Source organism: Micromonospora sp. NPDC005324, from assembly GCF_040607155.1.
Lineage (GTDB): Bacteria > Actinomycetota > Actinomycetes > Mycobacteriales > Micromonosporaceae > Micromonospora > Micromonospora trifolii.
The window spans coordinates 164327-184715 of sequence record NZ_JBEXGE010000012.1 but is presented as its reverse complement, the minus strand read 5'-3'; the positions used below and the strand labels follow the sequence as shown (position 1 = coordinate 184715).

The window sequence follows — 20389 nt, the reverse complement described above, 5'->3', positions numbered from 1 at the left end:
ATCTTTGTGATCTTCCAGCGGCTGCACTCCAAGGACGCGTACCCGGGCACCGGCATCGGGCTGGCGATCGTCAAGAAGATCGTCGAGTACCACGGTGGACGGGTCTGGGTGGACACCGACCTGCCGGAGGGCACCGCGATCCGGTTCACCCTGCCGGCCCTCCCGCAGGACGTCCAGACCCCCGCCCCTGCCCCGGAGCCGACGGTCCTCGCGGTGGACGACGCGAGCGGCGACGCCGACGTGGCGGGCACCCAGCCGACAGCCCTACCGGGACAGTCCAACGGCCCAGTCCGGCCAGACCGCGCCGCCAGGCCGACGCAAGGCGGTAGCACGGGTGACGTGAGGGAGACGGTGGGATGACCGCGCCGGTGGATGGCAAGAGCCCGATCGAGGTCCTACTCGTCGAGGACGACCCGGGTGACGTCCTGATAACCCGGGAGGCGTTCGAGGAACACAAGCTGCGTAACCGGCTGACCGTCGTCTCCGACGGTGCCGAGGCGCTCGCCTACCTGCGACAGGAGGGCCAGTACGCCGACGCGGTCGCGCCCGACCTGATCCTGCTCGACCTCAACCTGCCCCGCCGCGACGGCCGGGAGGTGCTCGAAGAGATTAAGAAAGACCAGGACCTGCGGCGCATCCCGGTGGTGGTGCTCACCACCTCGCAGGCCGACGAGGACATCCTGCGCAGCTACCAGCTGCACGCCAACGCCCACGTGACCAAACCGGTCGACTTCGAACGCTTCATCTACGCTGTTCGCCAAATCGACGAGTTCTTCGTCAGCGTGGTCAAACTTCCGCCGCGCCGCTGAGAACGCCCACCGAAAGACCAGGATCAGCGGAAGTCGAAGTCCCTGGAGTGGATCGACGCGGCCGGCACAGCCGTCCGGCGCAAGGCCCAGGACAGCGTCCGGGTGATGGGCGACGTGACGGGCGTTATCGTCGACGCAGAACAGCTCGTCCATCAACCAGCATCTAATTAAACATCCTGGGCTGTCGTGCCAGTACACCTAGTGGCGGCCGGTGCGGCACGTGCGCGCGGGTTGACGTCGGATCGCGCCCGCTCGCGCTCGGGCTCGCGCTCGGGCTCGCGCTCGGGCTCGCGCTCGGGCTCGCGCTCGGGCTCGGGCTCGGGCTCGGGCTCGGGCTCGGGCCGATGGTTCAGACGAGTTGGTGTCAGCCGCCGACGTGGATGCCGGGACGGCGGGACGGATCGGGTTCGACCTTGCGGATGATTTCCCGGACGACGGGTGGGGTGTCGCCGCGGCCGAGTAGGAGGTAGCGCAGTAGGTGCGCCACCGGGTTGCCTTCGGACCATTCGAAGTGGGCGTGGGGTCGTACGCCGGTGGCGTCGCGCAGGGCGAGCAGGATCGCGGCGATGGCGTTCGGTGCGGCCGGGGCGGTGGTGCGCAGGATTCGGTAGCCGCCGACGTCGACGCCGGTGATGTGCAGGACGCCGCTGAACTCCGAGGGATCGGCCACGTCGATTTCGAGGAAGAGCACGTCGGCGGCGCCGGGAACGGGGTTGAGGCCTCGTTGGGCGCGTTCCTTGAGGCGGTACTCCTCTGTGTCGCCGCCCTGGCGGCGGTTGGCGATCAGGTGCAGCCGCCCGTCGTGGGCGATCGAGTCGGCGACGAATTGGCGGGCGGTGTCGTCGAACTCGATGTGCTCGGCGCGCAGCTCGGTGGTGCGTGAGATCCGGGAGATCAGGGAGACGGTGATGATGCCAGCGATGAACAGCCCCGAGATGGCGATGCCGTCGGGCTTCTCGATGACGTTCTCGACCAGCGCGTAACCCAGCACGGCGGTCAGCGCGGCGAACCCGGCGGTGGCGACGCGTTGCCGGCGGCGCAGCGCGGAGATGGTGACCGCGACGGCCCCGGAGACCATCATCGCCAGGATCCCGGTGGCGTACGCGCCGGCCTGGGCGTCGACGTCGGCGGCGAACGCGACGGTGATCGCGACGCTGATCAGGGTGTAGACGATGACCACGGGCCGTACGGCGCGTCCCCACTCCGGGGCCATGCCGTAGGAGGGCAGGTAGCGGGGCACGATGTTGATCAGTCCGGCCATCGCCGACGCGCCGGCGAACCACAGGATCAGCACGCTGCTGACGTCGTAGACCGTGCCGAAGGCTTCGCCGAGACGCTCATGGGCCAGGTAGGCCAGCGCCCGGCCGTTGGCCGCCGCGCCGGGCTGGAACTCCTCGGCCGGGATCAGCACGGTGGTGACCAGCGTGGTGGCGATCAGGTAGCCGGACATGACCAGCGCGGCGGTGGTGAGGAGCTTGCGGGTGTTGCGGATTCGGGCGGCCAGTCGCTGCTCGGCGTCGAGACCGTCACCGCGGACGAGGGGCATCATGCTGACCCCGGTCTCGAAGCCGGACAACCCGAGCACGAGCAGCGGGAAGGCCAGCACCGCGGGGCCGATGACGTCACCGACGCCGCTGCTGCCGGCGGTGAGCGCGTCGGTCCAACCGGACAGCAGCGCCGGATCCTGCGCGATCGCCACGAGGCCGGCCACGACAATGGCCGCGTTCAGTGCGAGGAACACCGCGACCAGGGGGATGGCCACCCCGACGGCCTCGTTGAAGCCGAGCAGGAACACCCCACCGAGGATCAGCAGCAACACCACCGTCACCACCACGGCCGCGGTGGGGCCGTGCGGGAACCCGTCGGGCAGGACCGGGTTCTCCAGCAGGTGCACCGTGGCGTCCGCCGACGACAGGGTGATCGTGATGATCCAGGACGTGGCCACGAAACCGAGCAGGACCAGGACGAACAGCTTGCCCTTCCAGAAGGGCAGGAGTCGTTCCAGCATGGCCACCGACCCCTGCCCGTGCGGGCTCTCCCCGGCCACCCGCCGGTACATCGGCAGCACCCCGAACAGCGTCAGCGCCACGATCAGCAGCGTCGCCAGCGGTGAGAGCGCCCCCGCGGCAAGGGCCGCTATGCCCGGCAGGTACGACAGGGTGGAAAAGTAGTCCACCCCGGTCAGGCACATTACCTTCCACCAGGCGTGGGGCGTGGTGTGCGACTCGCCGCTCTCCGGACCCGCCGGCTGCACCCGGTGCTTGAGCAGCCACCGCGTGACCGTCTTCGACGGCGGGCGCAGCGGGCTGGGCACCTCTACCCGAGCGGGCATCGTCGCCTCGCCGACTGGGCCCGGGTCGGCGTCACGGTCGGCGGCAGGGGCTTGTGGGGCGACCGGCCCGCGGCGCGCCTGCGCCTCTGTGTCCCGCCCACTGCCCATGTCGGATCCGTCCCCCGTGTCGGTTGCCTCGTGACCCTTGCGCACCTCAGATGATCACGAGTGCGGCAAGCAGCGGACAGCGTACCCAGCCGAAGCATCGTTCATCCGGACTGAGCACCGTTATCGACACCGATTCAAGGCCACCGAGCGGTGTGGGCGGATGGTGGTGAGGCCGCGCCTAGTCGCTCACTGAGACGGGAACTTCGGCGCTGAGCACGACGGTGCGTTCCTCCGGCAAGTGAAGGAACTCTGCGTGGCTGTTGGCGACTCGCACGCCGAGGTGGTTGTCAACGACGGGCCCGCTATCGCCGCCGCTGACCGGGAGCACGTCTTCGACCGGTTCGTGCGGCTCGACCACAGCCGGTCCCGGCAGGCGGCGGCCCTGGACTGGGGCTGCCGCCTGCCCGCGACATCGTCGTCGCGCACGGTGCAACCCTGACCGTGGACCCCGCGGACCGACGGCTCCGCGCTGCGGGTCCGGCTGCCGATCCCTCCCCACCCCCGACACCTACGGCGTGTAGGTTTAATGGCACGCCGTCGAGGAGAAGTCGTGCAGATGCTGGCCGTACCGAACACTTTTGCGCTGGGACCGTCGTTCCTGAACCCGGAGTGGCTCATCTCCACCTTCGGACTGATCGGCATCCTGGCCATCGTCTTCGCCGAGTCCGGCCTGCTGATCGGCTTCTTCCTGCCCGGCGACTCGTTGTTGTTCACCGCCGGCCTGCTCGTGGCCGACGGCACCTACCTGCACCAGCCGCTGTGGCTGATGTGCCTGCTGGTGTCGATCGCGGCGGTCGCGGGTGACCAGTTCGGCTACCTGTTCGGGCGACGCCTCGGCCCCACCCTGTTCCGGCGACCCGACTCCCGGTTGTTCAAGCAGGGGAACCTGACCAAGGCCCAGGACTTCTTCGGCAGGTACGGCGCCCGCTCGATCGTGCTGGCCCGGTTCGTGCCGATCGTGCGGACGTTCACGCCGATCGTGGCCGGCGCGAGCCACATGCACTACCGCACGTTCCTCACCTATAACGTCCTCGGAGGCACGCTGTGGGGGTGCGGGGTCACCGTCCTCGGCTACTTCCTGGGCCAGGTGACGTTCGTCAAGAACAACATCGAGTTCATCCTGATCGGCATCGTGGTCGTCTCGGTGCTCCCGATCGGCGTCGAGGTGCTGCGCGGACGCCGTCGTCGTCGCGCCCAGATGCAGCGACGCTGACGGCCCGGTGGGCGCGGGCAATCCTGCTCGAGACTGAGATGTCCTGGATGCCGAGCGGTGCCGCAACAGGTAGGGCGGTGATGCCGACGTTTGGACGCCGCACCCGACCCGCTGGGATCAGAGCCAGGCGCGGGCCAGGGCCACGAACTCGACGGTCGCCGCAGTGGCCGTCGTGAGAAAGCCAACGCCGAGCAGGGCCGGGCCGATCAGCCGCCGTCGTCGCGGTGCGGGCGCGGGCTCGGTGAGTGCCCGCACCCGGTGCAGCGCGGCGCCGCCATTGATTGCGAGCGCGGCGTCCGGCCGGGCCCCGACCGTGGCCAGCGCGGCCCGGGCTACGGCTTGAGCGGTCAGATCGCGGTCGTCGACGACTGCGGCGGCGTCCTCGTCGGCCCACCGCTCAACCAGATACACGACGGTCTCACGAACCGGCACGAGCAGCGGATTCAGTGCGGCCGCGGCCGCGGTGGCGGCCACGAGGCGGTGATGACGGTGCGCCAGGTGAGCCTGCTCGTGGGCGAAGACCACCCGGCGCTCGCCGGCGTCGAGCAGCCGCACCATCCCGGTGGTGACCAGCAGGTGACCGTCGCGGCCCCGCCGACCAGGCACAGCGACCGCCAGCGGCGCAGACCAATCGGCAACGACCAGACCGTGCTCCGCTGTGCCGGCCGCCCGCAACTGTCGGTGAGTGACCAGCCGACGGCGCAAATCGATCAACAGGCGTACGCCGCCGAGGAGCAGCGCGAGTCCCGCGACGAGCGCGACCGGCCCCGGTACGGGCTCTGGCAGCTCCAGGGTCGGGTGCTCGTCCAGGGCGGCCAACGGCGGCAGATCGTCCAACGCGGTCAGCGCGAGCATCGTGAGCGACCAGGTGGACGAGGCAGCCGCGACGACCGCGATCGCACTCAGCCCGCGAGCGGCAGGGCCGGGCCCACCGCGTCGGGCGATCCGGGGAGCCGACCAGGCCAGCACCACACCCAGCAGCAGCGGCAGGTAGACCGCGACCGTCACGAGCGTCGCCGGCGCCGGGCGGCGTCCAAAAGGTCTCGCAGAGCGACGGCGTCGGCCTCTTCCAGTAAGGCCGCGAACTGCTGGAGCACGGCCTGACGATCGGGGCGGCCGGCCAGCGCCGCGCGCATCTGCGAGGCGGCCGCGGTGGCGGCGTCCTCGACCGGCCAGTAGAGGTGCCCGCGGCCGGCTCGGCGTCGCGCGACGAGGCTCTTGTCGTGCAGCCGGATCATGATCGTCTGCACGGTGTTGTACGCGAGATCACCGCCGATCGCGGCCTGTACCTCGGTGGCCGTCATCGGCTCGGCGTGGGCCCACAACACCCCCATGACCTCGGCTTCGAGGGTGCCCGGCGGCCGCCGCCCGCCCTTGATCGTCACAGTCACCGACCTCCGCAGCCAGGATAGCCCGACACCTCCCCGGCGACCGCCACGGCGACCTCAGCAACCTACTAGTTGTAGGAGTTAGTCTCGTCGTCGTGACCCTGCGCTCGTGGCACCATCCTTCCGCCGGGACCCGCGCCGCCGTACTACTCGTCGGCGGGGCCACGCTGGCGTTCGTGCTGCTCGCTCTGCTGGTCGCCGGTTCGGCCGGGCCGGTCCCGCGTCTCGACGCCTGGGTCAGCAGGGCAGCGTACGCCGCCGCGGTGGCCCATCCCCTCTGGCGGGCCAGCATGGCCGCTGTCACGGTGACCGGCAGCACCGCCGTTGTGGGTCCGCTAACCGCCCTGGGCTGTGTGATCCTGCTGGTGTTCGGCCAGTGGCGCCAGGCCGTCTTCGCCGCGGTCGCAATGACCGCCACAGTGTGCCTGCGGTTGGGCGTGCTCGCTGTCGTCGCCCGGGCCCGTCCGGTCGACCAGCTAGCGCCGGCGTCGAGCTACTCGTTTCCGTCCGGGCACAGCACGGTCTCTGCCGCTGCCGCGCTGATCCTGCTCGTCGTGTGCTGGCCGCTGCTGCGGCGGTGGAGCCGGATCCTGCTGGCGGTCGCCGCCGGCGGGTGGGCGCTGAGCGTCGGGGTGAGCCGGGTCGCGCTCGTGGTGCACTGGCCCAGCGACATCATCGGCGCCTGGCTGTTCGTGCTGGTCACGGTCCCCGGCACGGCGGTGATGCTGCGCGCGGCGCTCGGTCGCGGCGAGCCGAAGGTCACCGCTGGCTGACTGCAGCGGCGAGCCGGCTGACCGGCTCGGCCAAGCCGCTGATCGCATCTGAGAGCTCCCGCACCTGCGCCGGGGTCAACCGCTGGTAGCCCATGTATCGGCCGGCGGGGTCGCGGTGCTGCGCGACGAGGGCGTCGACCGCGGCCGCGCGCTTGTCGATGAGCGGGCCCAGCGCGGGTTCGCGCTGGTCGATGGCGGGTCGCAGCGCACGGGTGATCGCCGTGCAGCCCTCGACGTTGGCCGCGAAGTCCGACAGCTCGGCGCTCATCAGCGCCGCGGCCGCCTGGGCGGCCCTGGCCCTCACGCGGCCGCCTCGGCTTGCGTGACCTCACGCTCCTGCACTGACCTCGTCGCCGCGCGCGCCGGGCGGAAGTACGCCAAGAGGACGACGACGGCGTAGCCGATCCAGGTAAGGATCTCCAGTACGGTGGCGCGCGGGGTGAGATTGACCGTGGCGGCGAGCAGAGTGCCGTACCAGGATGCTGGTTCGACCGTGTGGGAGACGTCGTAGGCGAGGTTTCCGGCGCCCGGCAGCGCGCCCGCGACCTGGAAACCGTGCACCGCGTACTTGGCGATGCCGGCGGCGACCAGGATCAGCAGCACACCCGTCCAGGTGAACAGCCGAGCGAGGTTGACCCGGGCGACGGCCTTGTTCATCAGCCAGCCGAGCAGCACCGCGGACAGCACGCCGGCGATCATGCCGAGCAGCGGCGCGATGGTCTGCGCGGCGGCTTGGGCGGCGGAGAAGACCAGGAGCACCATCTCGACGCCCTCGCGGATGACCGCGACGAAAGCGAGCACGGCTATCGCCGCCCGGCCCATGCCGAGCGCCTCGGTGAGTCTGCCGGTCAGCTCAGCTTTGAGGGTGCGGGCGCTGCGCCGCATCCAGAAGATCATCCAGGTGACCATCGCTACGGCGACCAGGGAGGTCACCGCCTCGAACAGTTCCAACCGCACGCCGCCGAGCAGTGCCGTGGCGACGTAGGTGAGCACCGCGCCGAGCACGCCGGCGACCAGCACGGCCAGCCCCACGCCCCACCACAACGGCGCCCGCCCGTCACGGCGTGAGGAACGGGCCAGAACGGTGAGCAGAATCGCGACGACGAGCGCCGCCTCCAAGCCGTCGCGCAGCCCGATGAGATAGCTGGCGAAGAAGACCGCGCCCACTCGCACCCCTCAGATTGGTAAGCCTTACCTACTTTCGCCAACCTCCTACAGGCTGTGGGAGTTGTCAAGTCGGGCTGCTTCACTGTGCGGGTGGATCAGGGTGCGGTCTCGGTCGGTCCGGTGTTCGCGGTCGTGCTGGCCGCTCTTGTCCTCGTCGCAGTGGTAGCAGTGTCGGTCGGCCGGTTGGGCAGCGGCCGGCGCGTCGCGACCGCATCGGCCCGCGCCGTGCTGCAACTGGGCGCCGTCGCGCTGCTGATAGCCGCCGTCCTGCGCTCGTGGTCGGCGAGCGTCGGGTTCATCACGCTGATGGTCCTGGTCGCGGCACTCACCTCCGCCCGCCGGGTCAGCTCGCTTCGCCTCGGCTGGCCGGTGCTCGCGCCCATCGCGCTCGGGGCGCTCCCGATCTGCGTCCTCGTCGTGGCGTCCGGCACCGTACCGCTGACCGAAGTCGCGGTCGTGCCCATCGCCGGGATCCTCATCGGCGGGGCGATGACCGCCAACTAGCTGGCGGGCCGCCGCGCGCTGGACGAACTACGCGACCGGCACGGCGAGTACGAGGCGGCCCTGGCATTGGGCTTCCTGCCCCGCGACGCCGCCCTCGAAATCTGCCGGCTGAGCGCGGGGCAGGCGCTGGTGCCCGCGCTGGATCAGACGCGCACGGTGGGTCTGGTCACGCTTCCCGGTGCCTTCGTCGGCGTGCTGCTGGGCGGCGGCTCACCCGTTCAAGCCGGGGCAACCCAACTGCTGGTCCTGGTGGCGCTGTTGGCGGTCGAGGCTATCGCCGTCGCCGTGACCATCGAACTGGTGTCCAACGGGCTGCTACGCCGCCAGAGCCCGCCCGGATGACACGCTTTCAGCGAATTCTTATCACCCGCTCGGCAGGATGAACGGGTGAACTACCGATTGTTCGAGCTGATCAACGGCCCGGCGGGGCGGATCGACAGCGTGGATGACGTGATGGAGTTCGCCGCGGCCTGGCTGGTGTACCTGATATTCGCAGCCTGCGCGGTCCCGGTTGCGGTGGCACTGCACCGCCGACGGATACGTCCGGTGCTCGAACTCGGCGTCGCCCTGTGCCTCGCCTTCGCCGCGGCTACCGTCCTGGCACACCTGAACAACCAGCTACGCCCGTTCCAGAGCCATCACGTCCACCAACTGATCCCCCACGACCCGGGAGTGTCACTGCCCAGCGACCACGCCACCGCGGCGTTCACGCTGGCCTTCGGCGTCTACGCCTTCCTGAACCACCGATGGGGCATCATCCTGGCCGCCGCGGCGCTGACCGTCGGCATCGCACGGGTATGGGTTGGCGTGCACTATCCAGGCGACATCCTCGCCGCGGCAGCCATCGCCGGCCTCGCCGTCGTGGCAGTCGCGCTCGGGAGCCACCAGCAGCGCAACCGCACCCGCGTTCGCTCCGCTCGACCGCGCTGACCCTGCACGATTTGTCGAGTAACCAGACCGCGATGACAATTCCACGCGAGGCCGTCGGACCGCCCGGGCGGCACGACAGACGGGCGGCGCCCGCGCCGCCCCTGCCCGCGGTCGCTGGCTCGAAGGAGCGGACGACCGTTGTGGTGGCGTCGAAGCAAGTGTTCGCCCACCTGTTCCGGGCGCCCTTCTCGGCGGTGCCGGCAGGCGCCAGCAGGGCTTCGTGGCGACGTGGACGGTGATTCAGCCGCATCGGGCTCGGGATCGCTGAGAGACGAAGGGGTGGTGCGACTCCCCCGCCGTCTCTCACTGCGTGCGGTCCCCGGGCCGGTGATCCCGTTCGACATCGGCATCGGCAGGGTGGGCAGCTGGGCTTTGTCGTACCCGTGATCGCCGCGTTCAGCCGGTGCTGCTGTCACGGGCTCCGCGCACGGCGATGAGCACCACGCCGGCGACGAAGACCAGGCCGGCGCAGAGTGCGGCGCCGACGTCGTCCGGCGGTCGGGCCGGCCACATCCATGGCGTGGTCACCGCCGGTCCGTGCCACTGCGTGTACAACGCGTAGAGGGCGATCATGAGGTAGCTGGTAGGGCCGGCCCAGGCCAGCGCGCCGCCGAGCAGGGCCGCGCACAGCAGGCCGATGCCGACCATCCCGGCCAGGTTGCGCAGCACCTCGACGGCGCCGCCGGTCAGGTGCGCGCCGGCTCCAGCGGCGGCCAGCGCGCCGACGGCGGCGAGAGTCAGCGCCACCGCCGTGGCCAGCCGCAGGAACGGCAGCCACCGGCCGGCGACGCGTTCCGGCTCGCCGAGCAGACTCGTGGCGGTGACAGCGATCGCCACGGCGCATCCGGTCTCGAAGATCAGCGGCAGCTGCAGCGCACCGTAGGCCTCCCACTGCCACTGCAGGGCAACCCGCAGGCCGATGGCGCAGGCCGCCACCGCGGCCAGGGCCGCGGGGACACGGCGGCTGGCCAGGTGCAGGCGAGCGAGCCGCAGCGCGGCGCGCATCGCCGCGCCCGGTGCGACCGCGTGCGGGCGATGACGGGTTTCGGCCCCGGTCATGGCAGCTTGTCCAGGGTGAGCTGGCCCGCTCGCAGCGCCGCTACGTGCTTCATGAGCCAGGCGTGTCGGACGGCGGCCGGCAGCGCGGCCAGCCGCTGTGCCGCGGCGGCGGTGGGACTATCGGGCGCGAGGGTGGAGGTGCCGAGGATGGCCTCCGTGACCGCCTGCTGCGCGGGACTTGCGTTGCGGCCCCCGCCGACGACGCTGTTCACGATGTTGTGGGTGGCGTCCACGCGTAGCTCGGCAACAAGTTCGTTGGTGGCCGTCTTCTGGGGCAGGAGCAGGTGGAACACCGGTGGTGTGCCGCTCACCGAGGTGCCGGCCCGACTGATGCTGACGCGATTGCCTGACCCCTGTTCGTAGGTCGCGGCGGCCTGGCTGATCCGCGCTGGCGCACCGGGTAGGCCCGCCAGCTCGGTGAGCACCGGTTCGAGGGCTTGCGTCACGGCGGGCAGGTAGCCGGTGTAGGCGGGGTGCAGGCAGACCGGAATCGAGGTGTGGCTGCACACTGGCGTGTAGCGCAGCGGCTGGTCGTCGCCCGCGTCGTGCAGTAGCGGAATGGCGATCATGCCGTGGGCGTCGAGCCGGCCGCTGCCGGCCAACCCAACCGCGGTTCCGGCCGCCAGCAGTCCGGCTGCGGTGATGCCCGCCGCACAGCGACGTAGCCCCCGCCCGCCGGCATCGGCCGGCAGGCCGAGAGCGCCCAGCAACGCCGCGGTCAGGCCGGCGAGGAACAACACCTGCGCGACGGGAAGGTCAGGCAGGTAGCGGTAGAAGGTCCCTACACCCGGGTCCGGGCCGATCTCCCACGGGCCGGCCACCAGCGGCGAGATCTGCCAGTACGAATCGTCGCCGTGAATGAACTGCAGGCTGATCTGCAGCGCGAGGAACACGCCGATCGCGACCAACGGAGCGGTGAACCGGCTGGGACGAAGCACCCCGGCCACGAACCCGAGCGCGGAAAACGCCGGCATGCTCACGGCACCCACCACGGCCGGCCACCACAACGGCCCACCCCAGGCACCCTGCCACGCGGTCACCCAGTACAGGACACCCACGCAGCCCAGGTAGGCGACGATCGCCCAGCAGGTGGTCGCGGCCCAGGTGACGAGCTGGCGAGCCCATCGCGGCCGGGCCGTGCCGGTCACCAGGTCGGCCACGCCGTGACGACGCTCCCGCCACCCCAGCCACGCGGCGGCGCCCACCACCGTCGGTGCGAAAACCGTCAGGGCTGTCGTCTGCGTGGCCATGGCCCGGACGTTCCACAGCGGCGGGTACGCCATGCTGGGGCGGTAGGTGATGAACCAGAACAGCGCCGCGACTAGCGGCAGCATCCACAGCATCACGCTGCGGCGCATCTCCAGCCGTAGCAGCCCTCCCGTCACCGTGAGCGCCAGGCGCCTGCGACGGGCCGTTTCGTCCGGGGCAGGCACTACTGATATGGCGGTCATGCGCGCGCCTGCGCCAGCACTGCGCTGTAACCGCGTTCCAGGGGAGCATCGCCGGCCGCGGCGGTTCCCTCGGCGCGCGCGGTCAGCTCCTGCGGCGTGCCCTGAAAGACGATCTTTCCCCGATCCATCAGGGCGACCTGGGTGCAGGCGGCACCGACATCCTCGACGAGGTGCGTGCTGACCATGACGGTCGCGCGCTGCCCGAGGTCGCGCAGCAGAGCACGAAACGCCACCCGCTGCTCGGGATCCAACCCGGCGGTCGGCTCATCCAGCAGGAGCAGTTCGGGATCGTTGACGATGGCCTGCGCAATCCCCACCCGCCGCAGCATCCCACCGGAGAGCGTGCGCAGCTTCGCCGTCGCCTTGTCGCCCAGACCCACCCGCTCGACCGCGGCGGCCACCGCGTGGTGCACCCGCGCCGGCGGCATCTCCTTCAGCAACGCGAAATACTCGACGAACTCCACCACGGTGAACCGCGGGTAGTAGCCGAGGTTCTGCGGCACGTAACCGAGCCGGCGCCGGATCTGCCGGCGCTGCCCGTACTGGCCGGGATCACGGCCGAGCAGCCGGATCCGACCCGAGGTCGGTGCGATCACCGTGGCCATCACCCGCAACAGCGATGTCTTCCCTGCCCCGTTCGGGCCCAACAGACCGAACACCCCTGGGCCGGTCTGCATCGTCACCCCGGCCACGGCCTCGGTGCGGCCGAAGCGCCGGGTGAGATCGCTGATCTCGACGTTCATGACGTTCCTCTCGGGGACCGGTTCGAGTAAAGGACGATCGCCACACAACAGGCGGCGAACGCCAGGTAGGCAGGCCAGAGCGCGGAATCGGTGACCGCAGCGGTCAGCCGACCGACAGCCACCTGCCCGGACAGAACGGTGATCGTCCAACCGAGCAGCCCCGCGGCCACGCCCACGTTGGCCGATCGGGCGACGGTCGCGGCGGCCAGGGCCAGCGCGCACACCGCCGTCATCGGGACCAGCCAGCCGAGCGTGACCGCCGTGGCCGATCCGGAGGCGACCGAAGCGGCCAGCCCGAGCGCCGCGTTCACACCGAACACTGCCAGCGCCCGGACCAGCAGCACCATGCGGTCGCTGACCGCCACGCTGCACGACAACTCCCACGCGGCATCAGTCCCCGGGCCGTAGGCGTACGCGATGCCCACAGCGGCGACCGCGGGCGCGAGGAGCGCCACGTACGGCGTTCCGGTGCTCAATGTGGCGAGCAGTCCGGCGAGCAGCACCACCGCGGTGGCGAGCAACCACCCGAGCAGCAGCGACGGCGCCGTCACCAACGCCCGGGCCAGGCCCGGCGAGCGGAGCAGGTGTCCCGCCAGCCGCTCCACCGCCCCGGGATGGCGACGCCACACCTGGGCGGCCACCCCGATCCACACCCGACCAAGATCGACGTCGTCTGGCCCAGGGCCGCGTTCCTCGGGTTCTTGCCCCTGGTACGTCGCGTCACCGTTGGTCATCGCCCACCCCCATCACGTACCGGCTCGGAGCGCCGCAGGGCAGCGCGCATCAGCCGGCGGATCTGGTGCGCGCGGCTCTTCACGGTCCCCGCGGGAACACCCATCACCTCAGCCACCTCAGCCACGGACTTGTCCTCGACGTACATCAGCCGCCAGGTCTCGCGCTGCAGGCTGCCCTCCGGCCCCAACACCTCCACCGCGTCGGCAAGCTCGGCCTTGTCGAGCACCGCGTCAGCCGGGTCTGCCGCGTGTCGGTCGCCGGTTTCGGCCAGGGCGGGAAGCAGAAGTTCGGGTTGCCCGCGGCGGCGCAGCCACAGTGCGGCCTGGCGGCGGGCTATCCCCCACAGCCAGCCGCCGGCACTCTCTCCTCGGTACGCCGCGGCGCCTCGCCAGGCGGCCAGAAAGGTCTCCTGCAGGACGTCCTCCACGTCTGCGGGCGGCAGCACCGCGCGCAGCCGAACAGCCAGCCACGGGGCGTGTCGCGAGAACAGCTCCCGTAGCGCGCTCTCGTCACCGCCAGCCATCGCAGCGATCAGATCGTCGTTGTCCATCGCCACTACTGTTGCCTTCCAGCGCGGATCGGTTCACTGATCACACACCCATTTTGTTGGCTGGGGACTGACAGCGTCACGGGCGCTGTCATCCGCCGTCGGCGGCCAGCCGGTAGCCCATGCCCCGTTCCGTCTGGATGGCCCGCGAACGGCTGGTCGATCTTGCGGCGCAGGTAGCCGACATACGCCCCGACGATGCTGGGGCCCCGTCGAAGTGGGCGTCCCAGACGTTGTCGATGATCTGCCGCTTGGACACCACATCACCGCGATGGCGCATGAGGAACTCAACAGTGCGAACTCGGGCGGTCACCCGGATCGGCTGCCCGGCACGGGTCACAGGGCACCACCGCCCCGCCGACGGAACAGCCGCACCACAACGTCGACAGACCTGACCCGCGACGCCGACGAGAAGCCTGGCGGACCCTCCAGCATTTGATCGATATCAAGCGATACGACGGACTCGCAGTCCGTCAATCCCCCGGCGCTCCAGCAGAGAATATGACCAGTCCTCACAAACTTCCCTTACACACATAATAGGGAGCATCCAGGGCTGGTCCGGGAACGATCTACAAGCGGTGTGGCTGCTGGCACGATGCCACGAAGAAGCGGCTGGAAAGCAACTGCACGCGCCTGCCGGAACGCGGTCACGGCACCTGGTACTTCGCCTGCTCCGCGACCGACGCGTTCGGTAGGCCGGCACGTGCCCGTCGAGGTGGCTTCCAATCCAAGGCCGCCGCCACCCAGGCGCGGAACGAGTGGCTGACCCAGACCGGCGAGGAACGCACCGCGCAGGGATGGACCCTGGAGCGGTGGCTGCGATATTGGCTGTCGACGCGCACCAAGATCAAGGACACCACCAGGGCTCAGTACGCCCGCGACGTCGAACAGTTCCTCATCCCGCACATGGGCAGGATCACCCTGGCTGAGCTCAACATCCGCCGAATCCGCGGCGGCTTCGACGACATCGCACAGACCACCAACGGACGCGGCCAGCAGCCCGCCGCACCCGCGAAAAGATCAGGAAGAGGGGCCAGAGCAACCGCCCCAACCCCCGCCCAAAAATCAAGCGCGCGGCCACCAAGAAGCGATAACCCCCATGCAGCCCCGGAAACATTACAGAGAGTGACGGCGCACCCGTGACACCCACGCGACACCCACTGTCCAACCGGGACGACCAACAAGAAACGCCTGACCGCGCTTCCGCAGGCCAGACGTTATTTGATCTTGTGCGCCCGAAGGGACTCGAACCCCTAACCTTCTGATCCGTAGTCAGATGCTCTATCCATTGAGCTACGGGCGCTTGTGCTCAGCCAGTGTACACACCCGGCTTTCGCGCGGAGACTCCGGGATTCGAACCCGGGAGGGGCTTTAAGACCCCAACCGCATTAGCAGTGCGGCGCCATAGACCAGACTAGGCGAAGTCTCCCCGGTGATCCTCAGACCACCGCGCCCGAGGATACAGGTCGCCACCCACCGGGAGCAAAACGACTTCCGGGGTACGCCCACCAGGGCCGCCCGCCCTCCGTGTTTCAACGCTGTGCGCCGGCGTGATCGGGACTACGCTCCATCGATATGCAGGAGCAGCCGCCCAGCGAGTCGACCAGTCGAGAGCCTGCTGAACGAGCGCGTCGGCGCTCCCCACGGGCCACCTTCAGGCCGCCGATCGTGTCCGAGGAGCCCACCGAGACGGTGGAGCCCACCGAGCCGCCGGCAGCCGCTCCGGCGAGCCAGCGTCCTCGACGGGCCAAGGCTGCCCCGGCGGTGCTCTTCCAGCCCCCGGAGCCGGACCGTCCCCTGCCTCGCCAGCCTCGACGCGCACCGACCGAGGTGACCACCGACACGAGCGCGCAACTCCCAGAGCCGCCGAAGGCTCGGACCACCTCCGTTCGCAAGGCTGCCCCGCGGAAGGCGGCCGAGACGCCCACCGAGGTGACCCCGACCACGCCAGCACCGCGCAAGCGCGCCGCGAGCCCCACCAGGCGCGCGGTCTCCCCTCGCAAGACCACCACGCCGACAAACCCCACTCCCGAACCCGTGGCCGAGCCGCAGATGGCACCGGCGGCACCCGCCGTGCGGCAGGCTGAGCCGGCTCTGGGGCGTACCCCGGAATCGGAGCTGCGCGCGGTCGCCGCGCGCGTGCTCGACCACCCGGGCTTCGCGCCGGAGCTGTTGGCCCTGGCCGCGGTGCGGGCGTTCGGGCCCGGCGCGGCCCTGTGGGCCCTGGGATTGCGCACCCGGTATCCGGACGCGTCGGCGGACGGCCTGGCCCGGTTGGCGACCCGGCGGTTCGTCCGCTCAGCGGGTGCGGGTGGGGCGACCGCCGCGCTGGCCGGCTTCTTCGCGCCGCTGGCCGAGTTGGCGACGGTGCTGTGGACGCATTCGGAGCTGGTGCTGCACCTGGCCGCCGCGTACGGCAAGGATCCGACGCATCCCGACCGGGCCGTCGACCTGCTGGTGCTGACCCAGGTGCACCCGGATCGGGTGAGCGCGGCGGCGGCCCTGGCCGCCGCCGAGTCCGCGGCCGATCCGATCGAGGGGGCGTGGCCGCGGGCGGCGGAGGCGGCCTGGCGGTTGGCCGCGCCGCTCACGGCGCAGGCCGGCGGTTGGGCGGCGTTGCGGCTGGTGGCCCGGTTGCTGCCGGGCGCTGCGGTGCTCGCTGCGGCGTTGGGCGACTCGGCGGCGGCCGACCGGCTCGCGGCCCGAGCGGTCGCCGTCTACCGTCCCGACCGACGTTGACCGGTCAGAGCCAGTCGAACCACTCCCGGGGCAGCAGCGCGTAGCCGACGAAGGCGAACACGTCGAGCACCGTGTGCGCGATGATCAGCGGCAGCACCCGCCGGGTGCGCAGGTAGAAGAGGCTGAACACGACGCCCATGATCGCGTTGCCGACGAACGCGCCGAAGCCCTGGTAGAGGTGGTACGAGCCGCGCAGCAGCGCGCTGGCCGCGATGATCGCGGCCAGCCGCCACTGGAGCTGGCGCAGCCGGGTGACCAGGTAACCGACCACGATCACCTCTTCCAGCACGGCGTTCTGCACGGCGGCGAGGATCAGCACCGGGACCGCCCACCAGACGTCCGGCAGCGCGGCCGGCACCAGCGTGGCGTTGAGGCCCAGGTGGGCCGCCACCCAGAACAGCGCCAGCCCGGGTAGGCCGATCAGCGCCGCCAGGCCGGCTCCGCGCGCCACGTCCTGACCGGGCCGCCGGGCGTCCAGGCCGAGGGTCCGCGCCGGGTCGCCGGGGTCACGGCTGAGCAGGTGTACGGCGAGCAGCACGGGCAGCAGCGCGAACACGATGCCGAGCAGTTGGTACGTGAGGTCCAGCCAGGGTCGGGCCGACGCCGAGGTGTTCAGCGAGGCGGTCTGCTTGGAGAGCGGACCGTCGGCGGTCAGCTTCGCGATGATCGAGACCATCGCGTAGATCGCTGACTGGCCGAGGGAGAGGCCGAGGACCAGCAGCGTCTCGGTGCCCAGCAGCCGGCGGGACACCGGGCGGGTCAGCTCAACGGTCACCGCACCACTCTGCCCGACGTACGGCACCCGTGACATGGCCGACCGGCCACCATGAGCCGATCGCACATTCTGTGCGACCAGTCGACACGCTCCGTGGAGATTCTATGGGCGCCCGATCCGTTGCCGTCTGGAGGAGGAGCGTCCGTGGACAACCTCGCGCGGTTGCTGAAGGAGAGTTGGACCCTGGTCGAGGACGACAGGGTCCGGCTGACCGAGCACTTCTACGCCCGAGTGTTCCTGCTCGACCCCGCCCTGCGGCAACTCTTCCCGGTGCAGATGACCGGCCAGGGCGACCGCCTGCTCGAAGCGATCATCACGGCGATCCACACTGTCGACGACCCGGAGAGCTTCGACGAGTTCCTCCGGGCGCTGGGCCGCGACCACCGCAAGTACCACGTCGACGAGCGGCACTACGCCACGATGGGCGTCGCGCTGCTGGACGCGCTGCGCAGCACCGCCCGCGACGGCTGGAACCTGGAGTACGACCAGGCGTGGCGGGAGGCGTACGCGGCGATCGCCGCCCTGATGGTGGCCGGCGCCGCCTCCGACGACGACCCGCCGTTCTGGCACGCCGAGGTGCTGACCCACGAGCGGTACGGCCCGGACACCGCCGTGCTGACCTGCCGAGCGTTGCAGCACCCGCTGCGCTGGCAGGCGGGGCAGTACGTGAGCCTGGAGGTGCCGCGCTACCACCCCCGGGTGTGGCGCAACTACTCGGTGGCGAACGCCCCGAACGACGACAACGTGCTGGAGTTCCACGTGCGGTCTCCGGGGGCCGGCTGGGTGTCCGGGGCACTGGTGCGGCGGGTGCGGCCGGGTGACCTGCTCCGCCTGGCGGCGCCCATGGGTTCGATGACCCTGGACCGCGCCTCGGAACGGGACATCCTCTGCGTGGCCGGCGGTGTCGGGCTGGCGCCGATCAAGGCGCTGGTGGAGGAGTTGGCCACCTACAACCGGACCCGATGGGTGCACGTCTTCTACGGCGCCCGGCAGGCTGCCGACCTGTACGGCCTGGACGGGTTGCAGGAGTTGGTGGCCGTACACCCGTGGTTGTCGGTCACCCCGGCGTGCAGCGAGGACCCGGACTTCGACGGCGAGCAGGGCGAGATCCCGGAGGTGGTGGCCCGGTACGGCCCGTGGACCACGCACGACTGCTTCGTCTCCGGTGCCGCCCGGATGGTCCGGTCCACCCTGCGGGTGCTCGCCGCGGACGACGTACCGCCGCCGCAGATCCGCTACGACACCTTCGGCGACCTCTAGACGTTCCTCCCCCCACACCGGGGCGCGTGCCCCTGCCCCCTGGGGCACGCGCCCCGGTCCCTTCCTGGTCAGTAGCGCCAGGGGTGCCCGGTCTCGCGGTACTCCTCCACCGGCACCAACGGCACACCGGGGGCCATCCGGTCGACGTAGAGCCGGCCCTCCAGGTGGTCGATCTCGTGTGCGACCAGCCGGGCCATACCGAACTCGAACGACGTGATGATCCGGCTGCCGTCCCACTGGGCGTGTTCGACGTCCAGTCGCAGCGGCCGGGGCACCAGACCCCGGTGGTCGAAGAAGGAGAGGCAGCCCTCGTACTGCTCGTCGGTCTCCGGGTCGTCGTCGACCACCCGGGGGTTGAGCAGCACGACCGGCTCCGCCGACCGGTCGGGGGGCCGCACCACTGCCGCCGCGCGGCCGATGCCGAACTGCGGGGCGGCGACGCCCACCCCCTTGTTGAACGGGTGCAGCTCGTCGAGCCGGGCCAGGGCCATGGTGAGCCGGTCGACCACGTCCCGGGCGACGTGTTCGTCGCCGGGCAGGTCGAACGGGCGGGCGCGCTGACGGAGCAGGTCGTCCCCGCGTTGCACGATGCCGAGGCCGCGCATCCGGTCGCTGGGTCGAACCCGGGCGCCACCGGGGCCGATGTCCGGTTCGGTGTCCGGGCGGGCGCGGAACCGCCACTGCATCCGGTAGCGGGCGTTCAGCGGTGGGTCGTCGGTCTGCCAGTCGTAGATCGCCCGGTCGCCCTCGTCGTGGCGTTGCGGCGCCGTCCGCAGCGGGCCCTCCTCCGCGCTGAGCGAGGTCTCCACGCCCCAGACCTGGGGGTCGAGGCCCGCAGGCAGGTCCAGGCGTACGGCGAGCTGCCGGGTGGGCAGTCGGACGGCTCGCTGGAACCAGGGGCCCCACTTCTCGTGCCCGACGCTGTACGCGTACTCGATGGTGGCCCGGTCGCCCGGGTAGAGGGGGAAGCGTCGCTCCCCGTTCTCGAAGAGCAGCCAGATCTCCTTGAACGCGTCCCGATCGTGTTTGGCTCGCCAGTGCATCGGCTCCGGGTCCCCGCCGCCGTCGTCCCGACGGGCCTGTATCTGCAGCTCGGCGAAGGTGAGGGGGTGCTCCCGGTGGTGCCGGTTGGAGCGGCCGGGGTCGTTCGGGTAGCGGTCGACGGCGACCCGGACCAGGTAGCGGGTGACCGGCTCGGTGTCGGCGTTGTACAGCTCACGGTGGATGACGCACCGGTAGCCGTCGTCGGCGTGGGTGAGGGTGGCCAGTTCCCGTTCCACGACCAGGCCGGTGCCGGGTGGCAACCACTGTCCCGGCAGGTACGGCTCGCGGTGCGGCTGACCGGCGCGGGCGTGCCGTAGGTCGTCGTACTCCCGGAAGCGCTGCCAGATCGCACCGCTGGCCTCCAGGACGGCCTCCGCGCGGCGGGCGAAGTCCTCGGTCGGGCGGTGCCGGCGCCCCTCGACGTGACTCACGTAGGACGGGTCGAACCCCATCAGGACGGCCAGTTGCTTCTTGGACAGCCCGCGCCCGGTCCGTTGCCGGGCGAGTTCGGCCGCGAAGGAGTCGGCAGCCCGTTCGAGGGGTGAGGTCGTCATCAGCTTCCTCGTGGCCGGGGCTATAAGTTTCACGTTCTGTGGCTGAGCACACACGCATGTGGCATGTTTTCGACACACCGCTTGACAATTCACCGATGACCATCGATTGTGCGGCGGCGTTTCCCAGCGCTGACTCCGGGTAGTACGCGAAGCGTCACTCCCGTCGAATACGGAGTGACCTGGGCGTCTGGGATTTGACCAAGGTGAGGCTTCCCTTACGGCCGAGGGCTTGGTTAGGCTAGCCTTAGCTCAGGACGG

The 20389-nt window shown here is 70.6% G+C and carries 20 protein-coding genes, 2 tRNA genes and 2 pseudogenes; 9 read left to right on the top strand and 15 right to left on the bottom strand.

The genetic code is table 11. From position 1 onward, the window contains the following. The coding region (locus ABZS40_RS15745) for an ATP-binding protein (protein WP_354943945.1) at positions 1 to 360 on the top strand (360 nt) is incomplete at its 5' end. Continuing rightward, entirely contained in the window at positions 357 to 809 is a 453-nt protein-coding gene (locus ABZS40_RS15740) for a response regulator (RefSeq protein WP_354943944.1), read from the top strand. The genes ABZS40_RS15745 and ABZS40_RS15740, both read left to right, overlap by 4 nt. Positions 810 to 1173: 364 nt before the next feature. Here the strand turns inward: ABZS40_RS15740 and ABZS40_RS15735 are convergent, their stop codons facing one another. Continuing rightward, positions 1174 to 3141: an amino acid transporter gene (locus ABZS40_RS15735; protein WP_354943943.1), complete on the bottom strand. Its 1968-nt coding sequence runs from the start codon at positions 3139 to 3141 to the stop codon at positions 1174 to 1176. Between the two features lie 391 nt (positions 3142 to 3532). Here ABZS40_RS15735 and ABZS40_RS15730 point away from each other — a divergent pair. Together ABZS40_RS15730 and ABZS40_RS15725 are read left to right on the top strand one after the other, a co-directional pair. Further along, positions 3533 to 3666, top strand: a pseudogene (locus ABZS40_RS15730) (ATP-binding protein); the annotation flags it as partial. A gap of 139 nt (positions 3667 to 3805) precedes the next feature. Beyond that, the gene (locus ABZS40_RS15725; RefSeq protein ID WP_354943942.1) at positions 3806 to 4462 is read left to right on the top strand and encodes a VTT domain-containing protein; all 657 of its coding nucleotides are present in this window, start codon (positions 3806 to 3808) and stop codon (positions 4460 to 4462) included. Positions 4463 to 4579: 117 nt separating this feature from the next. On the opposite strand, the gene ABZS40_RS15720 is transcribed toward ABZS40_RS15725, so the two are convergent. Both ABZS40_RS15720 and ABZS40_RS15715 read right to left on the bottom strand, forming a co-directional pair. Then, entirely contained in the window at positions 4580 to 5470 is an 891-nt protein-coding gene (locus ABZS40_RS15720; protein WP_354943941.1) for a M56 family metallopeptidase, read from the bottom strand. Beyond that, positions 5467 to 5853: a BlaI/MecI/CopY family transcriptional regulator gene (locus ABZS40_RS15715; RefSeq protein ID WP_354943940.1), complete on the bottom strand. Its 387-nt coding sequence runs from the start codon at positions 5851 to 5853 to the stop codon at positions 5467 to 5469. Before ABZS40_RS15715 ends, ABZS40_RS15720 begins: the two co-directional genes overlap by 4 nt. A gap of 92 nt (positions 5854 to 5945) precedes the next feature. Here ABZS40_RS15715 and ABZS40_RS15710 point away from each other — a divergent pair, with 92 nt between their 5' ends. Further along, complete coding sequence (locus ABZS40_RS15710) at positions 5946 to 6623, top strand: phosphatase PAP2 family protein (RefSeq protein ID WP_354943939.1); 678 nt, start codon at positions 5946 to 5948, stop codon at positions 6621 to 6623. Here the strand turns inward: ABZS40_RS15710 and ABZS40_RS15705 are convergent. Both ABZS40_RS15705 and efeU read right to left on the bottom strand, forming a co-directional pair. Continuing rightward, positions 6610 to 6927, bottom strand: coding sequence for an imelysin family protein (locus tag ABZS40_RS15705; RefSeq protein ID WP_354943938.1), 318 nt, complete (start codon positions 6925 to 6927; stop codon positions 6610 to 6612). The genes ABZS40_RS15710 and ABZS40_RS15705 overlap by 14 nt on opposite strands. Continuing rightward, a complete protein-coding gene (efeU, locus tag ABZS40_RS15700; RefSeq protein WP_354943937.1) occupies positions 6924 to 7796 on the bottom strand; it encodes an iron uptake transporter permease EfeU in 873 nt (290 codons plus the stop codon). The genes ABZS40_RS15705 and efeU overlap by 4 nt, the downstream gene beginning before the upstream one ends. Before the next feature lie 48 nt (positions 7797 to 7844). On the opposite strand from efeU, the pseudogene ABZS40_RS15695 reads away from it, so the two are divergent. Together ABZS40_RS15695 and ABZS40_RS15690 are read left to right on the top strand one after the other, a co-directional pair. After that, positions 7845 to 8636 (top strand): annotated as a pseudogene (locus tag ABZS40_RS15695) (ABC transporter permease). A gap of 45 nt (positions 8637 to 8681) precedes the next feature. Beyond that, positions 8682 to 9224, top strand: a complete 543-nt coding sequence (locus tag ABZS40_RS15690; RefSeq protein WP_354943936.1) for a phosphatase PAP2 family protein — start codon at positions 8682 to 8684, stop codon at positions 9222 to 9224. 396 nt (positions 9225 to 9620) lie between these two features. Here ABZS40_RS15690 and ABZS40_RS15685 read toward each other — a convergent pair whose 3' ends face one another. The 8 genes from ABZS40_RS15685 to ABZS40_RS15650 form a co-directional block, all read right to left on the bottom strand. Then, the gene (locus ABZS40_RS15685) at positions 9621 to 10283 is read right to left on the bottom strand and encodes a hypothetical protein (protein ID WP_354943935.1); all 663 of its coding nucleotides are present in this window, start codon (positions 10281 to 10283) and stop codon (positions 9621 to 9623) included. Beyond that, the gene (locus tag ABZS40_RS15680) at positions 10280 to 11668 is read right to left on the bottom strand and encodes a hypothetical protein (protein WP_354943934.1); all 1389 of its coding nucleotides are present in this window, start codon (positions 11666 to 11668) and stop codon (positions 10280 to 10282) included. The genes ABZS40_RS15685 and ABZS40_RS15680 overlap by 4 nt, the downstream gene beginning before the upstream one ends. 62 nt (positions 11669 to 11730) lie before the next feature. Continuing rightward, positions 11731 to 12477 carry an ABC transporter ATP-binding protein gene (locus tag ABZS40_RS15675; protein WP_354943933.1) on the bottom strand — a complete coding sequence of 249 codons (747 nt, stop codon included), beginning with the start codon at positions 12475 to 12477 and terminating at the stop codon, positions 11731 to 11733. After that, positions 12474 to 13211 (bottom strand): hypothetical protein, encoded by a 738-nt coding sequence (locus ABZS40_RS15670; RefSeq protein WP_354943932.1) that lies wholly within the window; start codon positions 13209 to 13211, stop codon positions 12474 to 12476. Before ABZS40_RS15670 ends, ABZS40_RS15675 begins: the two co-directional genes overlap by 4 nt. Then, positions 13208 to 13762 carry a sigma-70 family RNA polymerase sigma factor gene (locus tag ABZS40_RS15665; RefSeq protein ID WP_354943931.1) on the bottom strand — a complete coding sequence of 185 codons (555 nt, stop codon included), beginning with the start codon at positions 13760 to 13762 and terminating at the stop codon, positions 13208 to 13210. The genes ABZS40_RS15670 and ABZS40_RS15665 overlap by 4 nt, the downstream gene beginning before the upstream one ends. An 88-nt stretch (positions 13763 to 13850) precedes the next feature. Continuing rightward, positions 13851 to 14072: a helix-turn-helix domain-containing protein gene (locus ABZS40_RS15660; RefSeq protein WP_354943958.1), complete on the bottom strand. Its 222-nt coding sequence runs from the start codon at positions 14070 to 14072 to the stop codon at positions 13851 to 13853. 917 nt (positions 14073 to 14989) lie between these two features. Next, positions 14990 to 15062, bottom strand: a tRNA-Arg gene (locus ABZS40_RS15655). 35 nt (positions 15063 to 15097) lie between these two features. Continuing rightward, positions 15098 to 15188, bottom strand: a tRNA-Ser gene (locus ABZS40_RS15650). Positions 15189 to 15427: 239 nt separating this feature from the next. On the opposite strand from ABZS40_RS15650, the gene ABZS40_RS15645 reads away from it, so the two are divergent. Continuing rightward, entirely contained in the window at positions 15428 to 16498 is a 1071-nt protein-coding gene (locus tag ABZS40_RS15645; protein WP_354943930.1) for a hypothetical protein, read from the top strand. A 4-nt stretch (positions 16499 to 16502) separates the two neighbouring features. On the opposite strand, the gene ABZS40_RS15640 is transcribed toward ABZS40_RS15645, so the two are convergent. Next, on the bottom strand, positions 16503 to 17273 hold the full coding sequence (locus ABZS40_RS15640) for a CPBP family intramembrane glutamic endopeptidase (protein WP_354943929.1): 771 nt from the start codon (positions 17271 to 17273) through the stop codon (positions 16503 to 16505). A 144-nt stretch (positions 17274 to 17417) separates the two neighbouring features. Here ABZS40_RS15640 and ABZS40_RS15635 point away from each other — a divergent pair, with 144 nt between their 5' ends. After that, the gene (locus tag ABZS40_RS15635) at positions 17418 to 18533 is read left to right on the top strand and encodes a globin domain-containing protein (protein WP_354943928.1); all 1116 of its coding nucleotides are present in this window, start codon (positions 17418 to 17420) and stop codon (positions 18531 to 18533) included. A 68-nt stretch (positions 18534 to 18601) separates the two neighbouring features. On the opposite strand, the gene ABZS40_RS15630 is transcribed toward ABZS40_RS15635, so the two are convergent. Next, positions 18602 to 20131: a peptide deformylase gene (locus tag ABZS40_RS15630; protein WP_354943927.1), complete on the bottom strand. Its 1530-nt coding sequence runs from the start codon at positions 20129 to 20131 to the stop codon at positions 18602 to 18604. Positions 20132 to 20389: the final 258 nt, after the last annotated feature.